This is a genomic window from Phormidesmis sp. 146-12 (genome assembly GCF_052939495.1).
The window spans coordinates 57,182-71,108 of the sequence record NZ_JBJPHS010000014.1 but is presented as its reverse complement, the minus strand read 5'-3'; the positions used below and the strand labels follow the sequence as shown (position 1 = coordinate 71,108).

At 49.9% G+C, this 13,927-nt stretch carries 12 protein-coding genes; 7 read left to right on the top strand and 5 right to left on the bottom strand.

Annotated elements, in window-relative coordinates:
• Window positions 1-102: 102 nt before the first annotated feature.
• From ACKFKF_RS08915 to ACKFKF_RS08890, 6 genes are read left to right on the top strand one after another with little or no spacing between them, the layout of a single operon-like run.
• Window positions 103-2,304 (top strand): tetratricopeptide repeat protein, encoded by a 2,202-nt coding sequence (locus ACKFKF_RS08915; RefSeq protein ID WP_446867408.1) that lies wholly within the window; start codon window positions 103-105, stop codon window positions 2,302-2,304.
• A gap of 42 nt (window positions 2,305-2,346) precedes the next feature.
• On the top strand, window positions 2,347-3,258 hold the full coding sequence (locus ACKFKF_RS08910; RefSeq protein ID WP_446867407.1) for a PP2C family serine/threonine-protein phosphatase: 912 nt from the start codon (window positions 2,347-2,349) through the stop codon (window positions 3,256-3,258).
• Between the two features lie 11 nt (window positions 3,259-3,269).
• The gene (locus tag ACKFKF_RS08905; RefSeq protein ID WP_446867406.1) at window positions 3,270-4,544 is read left to right on the top strand and encodes a vWA domain-containing protein; all 1,275 of its coding nucleotides are present in this window, start codon (window positions 3,270-3,272) and stop codon (window positions 4,542-4,544) included.
• 59 nt (window positions 4,545-4,603) lie between these two features.
• Entirely contained in the window at window positions 4,604-4,954 is a 351-nt protein-coding gene (locus ACKFKF_RS08900) for a YbjQ family protein (RefSeq protein ID WP_446867405.1), read from the top strand.
• 6 nt (window positions 4,955-4,960) lie between these two features.
• Window positions 4,961-5,644 (top strand): FHA domain-containing protein, encoded by a 684-nt coding sequence (locus tag ACKFKF_RS08895; RefSeq protein ID WP_446867404.1) that lies wholly within the window; start codon window positions 4,961-4,963, stop codon window positions 5,642-5,644.
• A 14-nt stretch (window positions 5,645-5,658) separates the two neighbouring features.
• Window positions 5,659-7,005 (top strand): hypothetical protein, encoded by a 1,347-nt coding sequence (locus ACKFKF_RS08890; RefSeq protein ID WP_446867403.1) that lies wholly within the window; start codon window positions 5,659-5,661, stop codon window positions 7,003-7,005.
• Between the two features lie 378 nt (window positions 7,006-7,383).
• Here the strand turns inward: ACKFKF_RS08890 and ACKFKF_RS08885 are convergent, their stop codons facing one another.
• Genes ACKFKF_RS08885 through ACKFKF_RS08875 form a run of 3 tightly spaced genes read right to left on the bottom strand, consistent with a single transcriptional unit; the run spans window position 7,384 to window position 9,870 of the window.
• Window positions 7,384-8,073: a response regulator transcription factor gene (locus ACKFKF_RS08885; protein WP_446867402.1), complete on the bottom strand. Its 690-nt coding sequence runs from the start codon at window positions 8,071-8,073 to the stop codon at window positions 7,384-7,386.
• Entirely contained in the window at window positions 8,070-9,293 is a 1,224-nt protein-coding gene (locus tag ACKFKF_RS08880; protein WP_446867401.1) for a DUF790 family protein, read from the bottom strand. The genes ACKFKF_RS08885 and ACKFKF_RS08880 overlap by 4 nt, the downstream gene beginning before the upstream one ends.
• The gene (locus ACKFKF_RS08875) at window positions 9,280-9,870 is read right to left on the bottom strand and encodes a Uma2 family endonuclease (protein ID WP_446867400.1); all 591 of its coding nucleotides are present in this window, start codon (window positions 9,868-9,870) and stop codon (window positions 9,280-9,282) included. Before ACKFKF_RS08875 ends, ACKFKF_RS08880 begins: the two co-directional genes overlap by 14 nt.
• 464 nt (window positions 9,871-10,334) lie before the next feature.
• On the opposite strand from ACKFKF_RS08875, the gene ACKFKF_RS08870 reads away from it, so the two are divergent.
• On the top strand, window positions 10,335-11,162 hold the full coding sequence (locus tag ACKFKF_RS08870) for a DNA/RNA non-specific endonuclease (RefSeq protein WP_446867399.1): 828 nt from the start codon (window positions 10,335-10,337) through the stop codon (window positions 11,160-11,162).
• Window positions 11,163-11,428: 266 nt separating this feature from the next.
• Here the strand turns inward: ACKFKF_RS08870 and ACKFKF_RS08865 are convergent, their stop codons facing one another.
• Both ACKFKF_RS08865 and ACKFKF_RS08860 read right to left on the bottom strand, forming a co-directional pair.
• Window positions 11,429-11,836 carry a nuclease A inhibitor family protein gene (locus tag ACKFKF_RS08865; protein ID WP_446867398.1) on the bottom strand — a complete coding sequence of 136 codons (408 nt, stop codon included), beginning with the start codon at window positions 11,834-11,836 and terminating at the stop codon, window positions 11,429-11,431.
• A gap of 82 nt (window positions 11,837-11,918) precedes the next feature.
• Window positions 11,919-13,403 (bottom strand): DEAD/DEAH box helicase family protein, encoded by a 1,485-nt coding sequence (locus ACKFKF_RS08860; RefSeq protein WP_446867397.1) that lies wholly within the window; start codon window positions 13,401-13,403, stop codon window positions 11,919-11,921.
• Window positions 13,404-13,927: the final 524 nt, after the last annotated feature.

The following is a 13,927-nucleotide window of genomic DNA, read 5'->3' as shown; positions in this document are numbered from 1 at the left end:
GCCAGGGGAGATCTCTAAATTTCAGTAGATCAAAAATTCTTTAAAAACAGCTTCTCAATTTCTCCTCCACGTAACCCTCAAGACCTTCTCAAGGAGACCGTTATGAACGCCGACCCCTTGCGGGTAACTCGAAAAGATCGCTGCACTCGAAATCAATGCACTGGCACGATCGAAGATGGCTACTGTGACGTTTGTGGATTGGCGGCCGTAGTTGCCGGAAGCCAGCGATATTCCTCGGTGCGTGTCACTGGCAGAAGTACCCCCGTCACCACCGGGACAGGCTCCTCACCGCTGACCAATCGATCGGCAAAAGGCTCTCGGCGCACCAGTCCCACCTCTGCCCGCAGTACCCGTAAACAACTCGGCGCAGGCTTAGTTTCTGTCCCCGAATTGCCCTCAACCGACCCCGAAAAAGCGCTCCTTTTAGAGTCCGTTGTCCCCGAAAACAAACGCTTTTGTAGTAACTGCAACCACGGACTCAAACGCGAGAAAGGCTTTTGTAGCAAGTGTGGACAGAAATATTCGTTTATTGCCACCTTGCAAAAAGGAGATCTGGTCGCCGGACAGTATGAAGTCAAGGGCGCGATCGCCTATGGCGGTTTAGGCTGGATCTATCTAGGCTTTGACAAAACGCTGTCTCGCTACGTCGTCTTAAAAGGATTGCTCAACACTGAAGATGCGTCCAGTGCGGCGGTAGCGGTTGCCGAACGTCAGTTTTTGGCGGCGGTCAAACATCCCAATATTGTCGGTATTTATAACTTCGTGAACCACAATCGCGAAGGATTTATCATCATGGAGTATGTCGGAGGAAAAACGCTAAAAGATATTCGCAAACAACGCGGCGTATTACCTGTCACTGAAGCGATCGCTTACATTCATCGAATTCTGAGCGCCTTTGTCTACTTGCATCAGATGGGAATGGTCTACTGCGATTTCAAGCCCGATAATGTGATGTTAGAAGGCGATGATGTCAAGCTGATCGATTTGGGCGGTGTCAGGCGAATTGACGACCCCCACGGCGACATTTATGGAACCGTTGGATACAGTGCGCCAGAAGCAGGAGATGGGCCCACGATCGCCTCTGACCTCTTTACCATTGCCAGAACGTTAGCCGTTTTGATCACAAATATTCGCGGCTTTGGCAAAGAGCATTTGTTCACGTTGCCCAATGCAGACGAAGATCCGATTTTTGCCCAACACGAGTCGCTGTATCGATTTTTGATCAAAGCGACGGCAGACAGCCCCGACGATCGCTTTCAGACTGCTGAAGAGATGGCGGATCAACTGCTGGGGGTGTTGCGAGAAATTGTGGCATTAGAAACCAACATTCCGCGCCCTTCTAATAGCAGTCTTTTGAGCGGCGATCGGTTAGCGATAACCCACGCGGGAGACTTCGCACCCATTCACGCAGACTACGAACAATTGCCCATTCCCACCTTGAACCCCACCGATCCAGGATTCAACGCTGTGATGAATGCCAGCATGATTGCTGATCCGGTGCAGCGATCGATTAGTCTCCAGGCAATTACTCACCAGTTTCCAAACTCAGTCGAAGCCCTGTTACGATTGGCGAATAGTCTGATTGACGAAAAAGAATATCAAGAAGCAGAGCAAGCGATCGCCAAAGTTGAAGAGAAAGATCCCTGGGATTGGCGCGTCTATTGGTATCGAGGTCGATCGCTCATGGCGCAGGGCAAATTTAAAGAAGCACAGGCCGCGTTTGATCAAGTGTATTTTGACTTGCCTGGAGAACTTGCGCCCAAGTTAGCATTAGCGTTGTCAGCCGAACAGTCTCAGCATTACCAACTAGCGATTAAGATGTACGAATTGGTGATCAAAACTGATCCCAGCTATGTCTCAGCAGCATTCGGTTTAGCGCGTTGTTTTTGTGCAATTGGCGATCGTCAAAGTGCCGTCGCAGCGTTAGAAAAAATTCCTCAAACTTCTAGCCTGTATACGCGATCGCGAGTCGAAATTGCTCGAACGCTGATCGATCGTGAGCAAAAAACTCCGGGTGCAGACGAACTCAAGAAAGCCTCGATCGCAATTGAAACCCTAACGCTGGATGGCATCGATCGCCATCGACTCACCAAACAAGTTTTAGAAACTGCCCTGCATTTAGTGACGACGAAAGCGGTGTCGCCCAGTTCTGCAATGGTCATTCTCGGACAGCCGCTCGAAGAAAATAAGCTCAGAGTGGGACTCGAAAAAGCCCTACGAGACATGGCGCATCTGACCACAGGCGAAGAGAAAATCCACCTGATCGACGAAGCAAACCGAGTCCGACCCAAAACCCTTTTTTGAGTCAACCTAGCCAGCTTTTCAAAACTTTACTCAACTCAGATTATGCAATGTCCCGCTTGCCATATGTCCGTTTTACCAGATGACCAGTTTTGTGAGGAATGTGGCACCGCCCTCAAGCCTGCTCGCTCGATCGCCTGTGCAAAATGTGGGGGCGCGATCGACGCGGAAGGGTTTTGCTCAGACTGTGGCTTTCGGGGTGAGATTCCCCCGGTCGAAATTTTGATCGATTCTAATTTGGCAGGCGTGAGCGATCGCGGACTCAAACATTATCAAAATGAGGATTTTTTGGCTCTGCAAGCAATTCAAGAGACTCAGATTCTCGTCGTTTGTGATGGCGTTTCGAGCGCTGATCATCCCGAACTGGCTTCTCAACAAGCCTCCAAAACAGCCTGTCTAACGCTGGCAAACTGCTTAGATCAACCTCCCGTCAATGCTCTAAAAGTGGCTGTGAGTGCAGCGTTTTCTGCGGTTTGTCAGCTTCCGAGTCACCCTGGGCTAGAACCGCCCTCGACCACTTTGGTAGCGGCGATCGTTCAAAATGGCAGGGCAACGATCGCTTGGTTGGGTGACAGCCGGGCTTACTGGATTTCGACAAACGGATCGCGGCAACTGACTCAAGATCATTCGTGGATCAATGCTGTGATTGCTTCTGGAGAAATGACAGAATCGGAAGCCCAACAAAACTCGCAGACACACGCGATCACTCGCTGGATTGGGGCCGATGCCAAAGACGATGCTAATCCTGAAATCGTTGAATTCATTATTCCTGGAAATGGTTATTTGATACTCTGCACCGATGGGTTGTGGAATTATGTATCAGAGGCTCAACAGATCGCAGATTTGATTCGAGAAAATGACGCACGCTCTATTTCGAGAACATTGATGGAATACGCGCGATCGCGTGGCGGACACGACAATATTACAGTTGCAGTTCTACAAGTCAACGGCTTCTAAAGGAGAAAAACATGACTCAATTTACGGCTGAAGTCTTTCAAAATCAATACCTTCCTGAAGGCTCTAGAGAAGTTCATGCGATCATGACGGTCAACGCTGGTGAGAATGCAGGAAATGCAACGTCTACATCAGGCAGCAGATTATTTGGCATCATTTGTGACACATCTGGGTCAATGGGCGGACAAAAGATGCGATCTGCCAAAGAAGCCATGACCAAGATTGTCAATTTGCTGCCCGAAGATGCCAGCTTCTTTATCGTCACGGGTTCCTCTAGTGCGCGGTTGGTGGTTCCTGCGTGTCAAGCGACTTTAGAAAATAAGCAACGAGCGATCGCGAACCTCCGCTCGATCGAGGCGACTGGTGGAACGCTGATTTCAACCTGGCTAAACGAAGCGCTCCAGCAATTCAAACAAATGCCCAATGCGATTCGTCAGGCGCTACTGCTCACCGATGGTCAAAACGACGACTCAGACGAGCACAAACTCACCAAAGTCTTGCAAGATTCGGAGGGCATATTTGAATGCGATTGTCGGGGAGTCGGCACCGATTGGCGGGTCAGTCAATTAAAGCTGATTTCTAGCAAACTTTTGGGCACGACCGACATCATTCCTGATGCGTTGATGATCGAGGCAGACTTTCGATCGATTCTCGAAAAAGCAATGGGAAAAAGTGTCAGCGATGTCTTGATGCGACTCTGGACTCCTCAAGGCGCAAAGATTTTGTTTTGCAAACAAGTCAGCCCCGATATTGTAGATTTGACTCATCGCTCTAAATCCGTCAAAGCGCAAGTTTTGGACTATCCCACCGGGGCCTGGGGCAAAGGCGAATCGCGAGATTATCACTTCTGTATTGAGGTGAATCCGGGTCGCGTCGGTGACGAAATGTTGGCGGGTCGAGCCAGTTTGATCTTTCGCGTAGACGAGACTGAAACCAAAATCGCTGAGGCCAAAATTCTGGCAGTCTGGACGGATGACGACGCAAAATCGACCAAAATCGATCGCCGAGTTGCCCACTACACCGGACAAGCCGAACTTGCCCAAACCATTCAAGAAGGACTCGAAGCCCGCAACCGAGGCGACGTAGAAGCCGCCACCGCCAAACTCGGACGCGCCGTTAAAATTGCCCATGACTCCGGCAACGAAGCCACCGCCAAACTACTCAGAACCGTGGTTGATGTCCAAGACGCACCCACCGGAACGATCCGACTCAAGAAAGCGATCGCCAAAGAAGACGAAATGGCCCTGGAAACGCGATCGACCAAAACCGCTCGGATTCCAAAAGCATAGTCTGAAGCGTTCTCAAAAGTTTCTAGCTCTAGTCTTTACCCATTCCATTCAGCATTGTCATGATTGATCACAAACTTGTTACCACAGGCTTTGAACTCAGCGGCTACCAGATTATTAGAAACCTGGGTGTAACGCGAGGCATTATCGTCCGATCGCGCAGTGTCGTGGGAACGATCGGAGCCTCACTACAAACGCTATTTGGAGGAGACATCACGCTTTACACGTCTCTCTGTGAGCAGACTCGCCAGGATGCATACGATCTGATGATTCGTCATGCTCAACAAGTTGGAGCCAACGCCCTAATCGGCGTTCGATATGACGCGACCGAACTCGCCCCCGGTGTCACTGAAGTTTTGTGTTATGGCACCGCCGTTCAGGTTACTCCCATCGCCAAAAATCCCACTGCCTAAGCCACAATGTCTACCTATTTTTGTCCCAAAGGTCACGAATCTACAGAGTCCGATTATTGTTCAGAATGCGGTGCAAAAATGGGCAGTGTTTCTGAGCCAGTTTCGTCCGTTGCCAAAACACCGATTTCTGTCGGAGCTTCTCAGCTTTGTCCCGATTGCAGTGCGCCTCACGAGTTGGGAAGCGGCAACTTTTGCGAGATTTGTGGCTACAACTTCACCACCGGGGCACATGGAGAACTATCAGTGACCATCGCTGCGAGTGACCTGCAAGAAACCGCTCCGCCCCCCGAAGTCACCACCACCCGGCAAAGCGGCGATGAGAAAGCTGCGATCGTCTGGGAAGTCGTGGTCACGATCGATTCAGTGCCCCATCATCCCGACAGTCCGCCCCCGCCCAATCTGGCTCCCGTCACCATTCGTCTCGACAAAACGGCTCATCTCATTGGACGCACCAGCCAAGTGAGAGCCATTTATCCAGAAATTCCCCTCGACATTGATGATGCAGTTTCTCACCGTCACGCCTTGATCGAATGTCAGTCAGACGGAGATTTGACGCTACGAGACATTGGTTCTGCAAACGGGACGGAACTCAACGGTGTAGAAATTAAATCCATGACTGATATTCGATTAAAGAATGCAGACGAGATCACAGTCGGACATTGGACAAGAATACAAGTTAAAGCCGTCTAGATCAAATAAAAATTATGAGTAGTATAACGACCGTAACCAAAAAGACAATCAGTAATCTCAATACGCCTCAACTAATGAGAGGTAGTTTGTTTATCACCTGGGGAGCAAGTTTATTATTGCTGATGGTGACGATCGCAGGGACGCAAGGGCAACGCAATACGATCAAGACGGTTAGTACAGATGCCACGCTCAGTATCATCACCGCGCAACGGCTAAAAGATGCAATGGCTGGTATGGATGCGTTTGCAGCGAGTGAATTTTTGGCACCGCCCAACAGCACACCGATCGATTTACAAGAGAAACCTCAAAAAAATGCCGATGGTAAAGTCATTCAAACTTTTAGCGAACGCTACAATGCCGCTTCGGAGAGATTGGTGGCTGCGGCTGAGAACATTACTTATGGTGACGATGAGCGCGTTCCTATTCAAAAAATGCAGTTGGGGCTGGGGGCTTATCTGACCAAACTTCAGCAGGCGCGAGATGCTCATCTACGAGGCGATCGCGCTGGTACTCTGTCAGCCTATCGATCGGCAATCGAGATCTTAGATACCCAACTCCTACCGGCCGCTGACCTGCTGGCAGAAGTCAACCGCAAAAAGCTAGAAGAAACTTACAGCCAACATAATTTTGACCACGCCCGATCGCTCTTTTTGATCACTGTGTTTGGTTTGTGTGTGATAGTTGTGTTGATCAAGCTTCAGCTATTTCTCAATCAGCGCACTCGTCGCACGATCAATCCTTTTTTGTTGGGAGCCAGTGCGATCGCGGTTATCTTTTTAGCCTCTACGGTGAGTGCGTTACTCTCTGCTTCGGGGCATCTCAAGGTCGCCAAGCAAGATGCTTTCATGTCGATGTATGCGCTGCGTCAGGCTCGTGCGATCGCGTATGGTGCCAATTCTGATGAGAGTCGTTATCTGTTGGAGTCCGATCGCAATCTTGCCTCAAATCACGAACTTGCATTCCAGGCAAAAATTGACGAAGTTCGCGGTTTTTTGGCGGATGGGCAGAGTAACATCACATTTGCTGGTGAAAGGGAGGCTCTAAACAAACATGTAGATGCGCTGTCGCAGTACGTCGTGATCGACAAGAGAATCCGTCAACTTCTTGCCAAGGGCGATCGAGCGGGAGCAATCAGGCTTTGCTTGGGTGAAAATCAGGGCGAGTCTAACTGGGCTTTTGAGCAACTCAAAGCGGCCAATCAGGTCGCTTACGATTTGAACAAAAAGGCATTTGAGGATGCGATCGCTCGAAGTAATCAGGACATTGCAACCTTAGAATTTAATGCGATGGTTGCGGTGTTAGCGATCGCAGTTCTCACACTTTTGGGATTGATGCCCCGTCTAAAAGAATATTCTGCCTAAATCCCCTCATCCCTTGGCCTACCGTGTATACATAAGTCGATTGATCTGTACTTGCCGTAATCCTTCGCCCCCTAAATCCCCCAAATTTGGGGGACTTTGAACGCTGATCAGGGTTCTAAATTCTGGAAGTCTTTTTTGCTTAAAGTCCCCCAGAATGGGGGATTTAGGGGGCTGAAGCCGACTAGAACGAAGTGAGTATAGACTTGTGTATACACCGTAGCATCCCTTGGCTGAAGGTTTTTCGCTGTCAAGCTTCTGCCTCTCAAGCTGCCAATTCTGGGGGACTAGCAAGCGTTCCCCGGCCGAGAGTCGTTACCGTGGAAGACTTTTGGGGCGTTTCCCGATGGAGAATTGCAGCGAAGACGCTCATCCGATCAATTACTCTCTCAGCGCATAGCCAACCCCTCGAACGGTGTGAACCAGACGTTTTTCGCCCTTCTCTTCTAGCTTTAAGCGCAGGTAACGGACATACACCTCAATGATGTTGGAATCTCCCATAAAGTCATAGCCCCACACATGTTGGAGAATTTGATCGCGGGTAAAGACTTGACGAGGATGGGTGAGCAGGTATTCCAATAGGTCAAACTCTTTGGCGGTTAGCTCGATCGCCCTTGTCAAAACCGCCGTCTGCCCTCGAAACACTTCACGAGTCCGACGATTTAATCTCAAGTCCTCAAACTGCAACAGATCTCCATCAGATTCCTGAGTGCGCCGTAGATGGGCCCGAATTCTAGCTAACAGTTCCTCAATGCTAAAGGGCTTGACTACATAGTCGTCAGCTCCCGCATCTAACCCGGTGACTCGATCGCCGACTTCATCTCGCGCCGTCAACAAAATTACAGGCACTTTGCTTCCGGTGGCCCGCAGACGACGACAGAGTTCGACTCCGGTTAGCCCTGGCAGCATCCAGTCGAGAATGGCTAAGTCGGGACTTGATTCGCGTGCGATCGTCAGCCCTGACATGCCATCGTGCGCCACACTGACGCGGTATCCTTCGCTGGTCAGTTCAAGTTCCACAAAGCGGGCGAGTTTGACTTCATCTTCGACGACCAGAATGTGAGCAGTCATCGCGATTCTCCTAAAACTTCCAGTACGGCTTTGGGCAGTAGCTGATCTTTGAACCAGACAATTTGGGCGGGAGTCTCGCGAATTTTGACCCCAGCTTTGTCTAAGTTGAGCCGTTCTGAAACCGCCAAAATCAGATCATCGCGTCCCGATTGGCGGACTTGAGAGAATTTTTTCTTGAGATATTCAGGTCGCCAGTAGCCGACGATTTCCAGCAAAAAGGTGCGTCCGTCGGGGTGAACAAGTCGAAAATCAGGAATCATCACACTCCCCGGAATCGGAATTAAATCAACTTCTCGCTCTAGTCGCCACTCGGTTTTGGCTTTCTCCCACCGTTCGACAAAGCCCGCTTCTAGCATACTGTCGTAGGTTTTGCCGGGGGGATAGTGGCTGACCAACCCGCAGTCAGCGTCTAGTGTAAAGCGACTTTTGCGCGTTTTGCCTGCGTAGGTGTCGTTGATTTGCAAATCGGCTGACAGATTCCATTTAGTGACGTGGAGCAGGGCAGGGAGGAGTTTTGCGATCGCCAATCCATACCGCGTCGAGGGCTTAAACAAGCTGGTGGGCCCATCGACCGTGAGCGTAAACCCATGATCCGCGTCACCTTCGATGTAGGTCATTAGCTGAAAGAGCTTGACGTAGCGAAACAGCAGTTTGTATTCACCCGGATCATTGCGGTGGGCATTTAAGACAATGTGGCTGGCGCGATAAAAAACACCCTGCACTTGAGACAGGTTGTAGCGGTGAATCAACGCCTCTGGCGTAGGGGACTCAAAATCAATCAAAATCTGATTATCTGGCAAGTCGGCGTAGAGACCCGATCGAATCTGATCACTCAACACTTCACGCCCCAATTCTTGCGTCAGGAGGTCGGCAAGGCGATCAAGGGTAACCTGCGTGGTTTGGACACTGGGCGCAGATTGAGCAGACAGCGCAAAGACCCGTTCTCGCAGCATCGGCGGTTCGAGCGGGCTAACGGTTTCATAGGTGCTAAAGGCGCTGTTGAGCAGGTGGGCCAGACCTCGTTTGATGCGGTAGTCGGTTTCTTCGCCTTCGAGTTCGAGAAGTTGGCGATTGAGTTCACCTTTAGAAGTGCCTTTGGCCTCGTGAAAAAGGGTGATCAGATCTTGAGCGATCGCCAAATTCCCCTGGTCAATTTTGAGGCGTTTGGGAATCAGTTCTTCGCCGCTAAATCGATGAATTAACAACTCACTCGGTAGCATTCGTTCCCCAAATTTCGCTTAAATCCAAGACAAACCCTGACAGAACCGTTTCACCAGAGAGGGTAGCAGGACGATGCAGAATTTCTACAGGCTGACCCGGACGGTAAAATTCTACCTGCTGATCTTCAGGATTAATCAGCCAACCTAGCAAAGCACCATTCTCCAAATACTCCTGCATTTTTGCGCGGGTGTCTTGTACATCGTCGCTCGGAGACTTCAGTTCAGCCACAAAGTCAGGACAGAGGGGAGCAAACTTGCATTTTTGTTGAGGTGTAAGAGCATCCCATCGGGCTTGTTTGACCCAGGCGAGGTCAGGAGAGCGGGTGGCACCGTTGGGCAGTTTGAAGCCTGTTGATGAATCAAAGCTTTTTCCTAGCTGAGTTTGCTGATTCCAAAACCAGAGTTGTCCGGTGAGTCCAGAATTCCAGGTTCCCGTTTCGCTACCAGTGGGTGGCATGATGATGAGTTCTCCTTGGGCAGTGCGTTCAAATTTGAGGTCACGATTGGCGCTGCAAACTTGTTCAAACTGATCGTCGGTGAGGTTGATTATCGGGCTGAGATTGACGGTGAGGGGCATGGCGGCAATTCAGGAATAGACTACTTTACTTTAACGTTTTACTTTAACGTCAGTTCGATGAAACTTTCGCTACGGTGATTAATCTGGGCAGCCCCCTAAATCCCCCACCAGTAGGGGACTTTGAACCAGGATTCTTCTCTTCAAGTCCCCCAAAATTGGCAGCTTGGGAGGCAGAAGCTGTGAACAACGAAGCGAAAAACTCTCATGAAATTCACGTGGCGTTGCTGATTGGAGGGATGAATCTGTGGGAAGTGTCAATCTTTGCGCCCCCTAAATCCCCCAAAATTGGGGGACTTTGAACACTGGGTTTCCCTCCGCTTTGGGGCAATTCATCCCCTGATTCAGCAACGCCATTCACGTTACTTTAGCGCTCTACGATCGCTGGGTGATCAACGATTATTCTTGCAACAGGCTGGCTCAAGCCATAATTAAAGTCAGCTTTATGGTGGGTAGATCTGCCAAATATGATGAAATTACGGGGCTGGTGGGTTGCGATCGCGCTGATTTTGTTGATAGTGGTTGGCTGTGGCTTATGGATGCAGCGACCGCCCCAATCAATTCTTCCGGTGATCAATCCTAATCTGATGATGGGCAATCCTAGTAATGCCAAAACTGATGCCAACAACTATCTCTTAGAAAAGCCTCAGTATGTGGTTTCTTACAATAACAGTCGGCATATTCCTAATTGGGCAAGCTGGCAGCTAAACCGAGATTGGCTAGGAGAGGTGCCGCGCAGCAATAATTTTCGCCCTGATGAGCGTCTGCCTCAGAGATTTTATGCCGTGCGATCGAGTGACTACAACGGCAGTGGGTTTGACCGGGGACACCTCACTCCTTCTGGCGATCGTAGCCGCAATGCTGAAGACAATTCTGCGACGTTTTTGATGACTAATATTTTGCCTCAAGCGCCCGACAACAATCAGGGGCCGTGGAGAGTTTTGGAGGATTATTGCCGAGAGTTAGTCACCCAGGGCAAAGAGCTTTACATCATTGCGGGTGGCTATGGCAACAAACGATCGATTGGCAAGAGCAACGTCAAAATTACGGCTCCTGATCGCGTTTGGAAAGTCATCGTCGTCTTGGATAAACCAGGATTAGGAACGGCTGGCGTGAATGCAAAAACACGACTCATTGCGGTCGATATGCCCAATCAGCAAGGGATTCGAGAAGACGACTGGCGCAAATTTAGAGTCAGCGTTGATCTGATAGAAGACCGCACAGGCTACAACTTTTTAACGAATGTGTCGGATGCGATTCAAGTTCAGATTGAGGAGAAGGTCGATCAGGGATGAGGGATGAGGGAGAACTTCGCTTCGCGAGAGGAATGAGGGCTGAGGGCTGAGGGATGAGAAATTAAACCCTGTTTCTCTTCGGGTTGACGTGAATTCGATGAGATCTTTCGCTGCGGTTGTCGTCTCGGCAGCCCCCTAAATCCCCCACCAGTGAGGGACTTTGAACCAAAAAACTGATCTAAAAGTCGCCCAAAATTGGGGGTTGGGGGGCAGAAGCCGTAAACAACAAAGCGAAGAACTCTCATCGAATTCACGTTAACGCTATTTCAAGTTTCTACAGCTTGGGTGGTTAATCCTGCGATGTGTCCGGCTTCTGTTTTTCCGAGAATGTAGATGTCACAATTCACTTCACCCAGTTGATAAACTTTGAGATCTCGGAGATGTTGTTTGAGCGCGATAACAAGCTGCTGATATTGATGAACGATCGCTTGTTCTTCCTCATTCTGCCAATCTTGAATTTGGGTAGCCGTTGCAAAAAAAGCATCAAAGTCCTGGGTCTCGACAGACGTATCTGAACGATCGAGATGTCTGAGAAGGGTACGATCGTTCAATTCCTCCTGCGCTTCATTTTCCCAAACAACCACCTCAAACGGCGCTTCTGACTCACTGATCCACAACAATCCCTGAGAAGACTCTTTAAGCCGATTCAACACTTCCGACAAGTCATTTTTCATCCCTCATCCCTCTCGCGAAGCGTATTACCCCCAAAGGGGGAACAGATCATCGAAGACAACCCCTCATCCCTCGTTCCTAGCTCTAAGACCAATCATCCCAATCCGCCTCAGATTCGGCCGCACGAGGCACCGTCTTAGCAGGCACCGCATAAATCGTAGGAGGCACCAACTCTAGCTGATGGGACTTTGACGATCGAGCCGTTTCACCTTTGCGCCGACGAGACACGTTTTCCTCAGTCGTATCCTCTGCCACCACTTCGTACAATAATGCCAGTTTTGTGGGGTCTTTTCCTTTGCGAAGAATGCGCCCTAGACGCTGGATGTATTCGCGGGTCGAAGCCGTCCCTGATAGCACGATCGCCACACTCGCCTCCGGCACATCCACCCCTTCATTTAACACTCGCGAAGCCACCAAAGTTTTGTAGTCTCCCTGCTTAAATCGCGTGAGAATCTCGTGTCGTTCTTTAACCGGAGTTTGATGGGTAATTGCGGGAATTAAGAACTCTTGGGAAACGCGATAAACCGTGGCGTTGTCGTCGGTAAAAATCAGCGTGCGTTCGGGATGATGTTGAGCCAGCAGATCCGCCAAAACTCTCAGCTTGCCCTCAGTGCCAAAGGCGATCGCTTTCGCTTCTCGATGGGCCAACATGGCTTTGCGTCCCGCTTTGGATCGGGCACTCGCCTGCACAAATCGCTGCCAGCCTTGAGCGCTGCTGAGGTAGATATTGGCTTCTTTGAGAAAGGCATTGCGAATCTGAATTAAGCGATCGTAGCGTTCGCGTTCCTGTTGAGAAAGTTTTACTTTGATCTGAGTGGCTTTGTGTTTTGCGAGGGCTGATCCAGACAGTTCCTCAGCGGTTTTACGATAGATCTCGGCTCCGATTAAGCTTTGTAGATCGGCGTGTTTGCCATCCGTTCGTTCGGGTGTGGCCGTGAGTCCTAATCGGTAGGGCGCGATCGCATATTCAGCGATCACTCGATTAAAGTCACTGGGCAAATGATGGCATTCATCAAACACCAACAGCGCGTATTGATTTCCCAATGTTTCGGCATTGATGGCAGCACTATCGTAGGTTGAGACAAGAATGGGGGTACGATCGCGCGATCCGCCTCCGAGCAAGCCTACCTCAACATCTGGAAAGGCCGCCACCAAATGAGCATACCACTGGTGCATGAGATCCAATGTCGGCACCATCACGAGCGTACTGCGCTGAGTCGCCTGCATCGCCAATTGTGCAAGATACGTTTTTCCGGCGGCGGTTGGCAACACGACCACACCCATACGGCCCGCAGACCTCCAGGCATCCAGCGCTTCTTGCTGATGAGGATACGGCTCCATTTCTAGACTGGGCACCATTTTAACTTCTGCAAACGCCCTGGCTTTGTCGTCAAGTTCTGTACCTTCTGCCCGCATGGCCAGCACCAGATTACGATACTGATGAGCGGGGATGCGAAACTTTTCCACCCGATCGTCCCATGTGGCATAATCCATCCAGGCTTTACCTTTGGGAGGCGGATGCAAAATGAGGGTGCCGCGATCGAATTTGAGAATGGGAGTACGAGCCATTTTTTTGCTCAGAACCTTTGCTCAGAACACTTGTTCGCTTCTGATGCTTATGGTGTCACCTCTCGCAGGGTTTCGCAAGACGTTGGACGAGAGACATTAGACAGAAGACGTTAGACAGGAGGTTAATCAACGGCTGACGTGCGTGAATTCGATGAAAGTTGTTCGATTCGATATTCAGCGCTTCTGGCCCCAACTCTAGGGGACTTTTAGACAAGATTTTCGGTTCAAAGTCCAAAGTCCAAAGTCCAAAGTCCAAAGTCCAAAGTCCAAAGTCCAAGTAAATTAAAAGAATAAAGGCGTTGCTGAATCAGGGGATGAATTGCCCCAAAGCGGCGGAAACCCCAAGGTTCAAAGTCCCCCAGTTTTGGAGGATTTAGGGGGCGAAAAGATGGACACTTCCCACAGATTCATCTCTCCAATCAGCAATGCCAAAATAAAAATTCGCCTGAGTTTAAAAGAATACTGAAGTCTAAAGTTTCTTATGTAACAATCACAAAAGTATGGGTGACTTCTATGAAAAACGC

Bases quoted from the DNA above. Each gene is read 5' to 3' on its own strand.
- ACKFKF_RS08915 (WP_446867408.1), top strand. From the start codon at position 103: ATGAACGCCGACCCCTTGCGGGTAACTCGAAAAGATCGCTGCACTCGA.
- ACKFKF_RS08910 (WP_446867407.1), top strand. From the start codon at position 2,347: ATGCAATGTCCCGCTTGCCATATGTCCGTTTTACCAGATGACCAGTTT.
- ACKFKF_RS08905 (WP_446867406.1), top strand. From the start codon at position 3,270: ATGACTCAATTTACGGCTGAAGTCTTTCAAAATCAATACCTTCCTGAA.
- ACKFKF_RS08900 (WP_446867405.1), top strand. From the start codon at position 4,604: ATGATTGATCACAAACTTGTTACCACAGGCTTTGAACTCAGCGGCTAC.
- ACKFKF_RS08895 (WP_446867404.1), top strand. From the start codon at position 4,961: ATGTCTACCTATTTTTGTCCCAAAGGTCACGAATCTACAGAGTCCGAT.
- ACKFKF_RS08890 (WP_446867403.1), top strand. From the start codon at position 5,659: ATGAGTAGTATAACGACCGTAACCAAAAAGACAATCAGTAATCTCAAT.
- ACKFKF_RS08885 (WP_446867402.1), bottom strand. From the start codon at position 8,073: ATGACTGCTCACATTCTGGTCGTCGAAGATGAAGTCAAACTCGCCCGC.
- ACKFKF_RS08880 (WP_446867401.1), bottom strand. From the start codon at position 9,293: ATGCTACCGAGTGAGTTGTTAATTCATCGATTTAGCGGCGAAGAACTG.
- ACKFKF_RS08875 (WP_446867400.1), bottom strand. From the start codon at position 9,870: ATGCCCCTCACCGTCAATCTCAGCCCGATAATCAACCTCACCGACGAT.
- ACKFKF_RS08870 (WP_446867399.1), top strand. From the start codon at position 10,335: ATGATGAAATTACGGGGCTGGTGGGTTGCGATCGCGCTGATTTTGTTG.
- ACKFKF_RS08865 (WP_446867398.1), bottom strand. From the start codon at position 11,836: ATGAAAAATGACTTGTCGGAAGTGTTGAATCGGCTTAAAGAGTCTTCT.
- ACKFKF_RS08860 (WP_446867397.1), bottom strand. From the start codon at position 13,403: ATGGCTCGTACTCCCATTCTCAAATTCGATCGCGGCACCCTCATTTTG.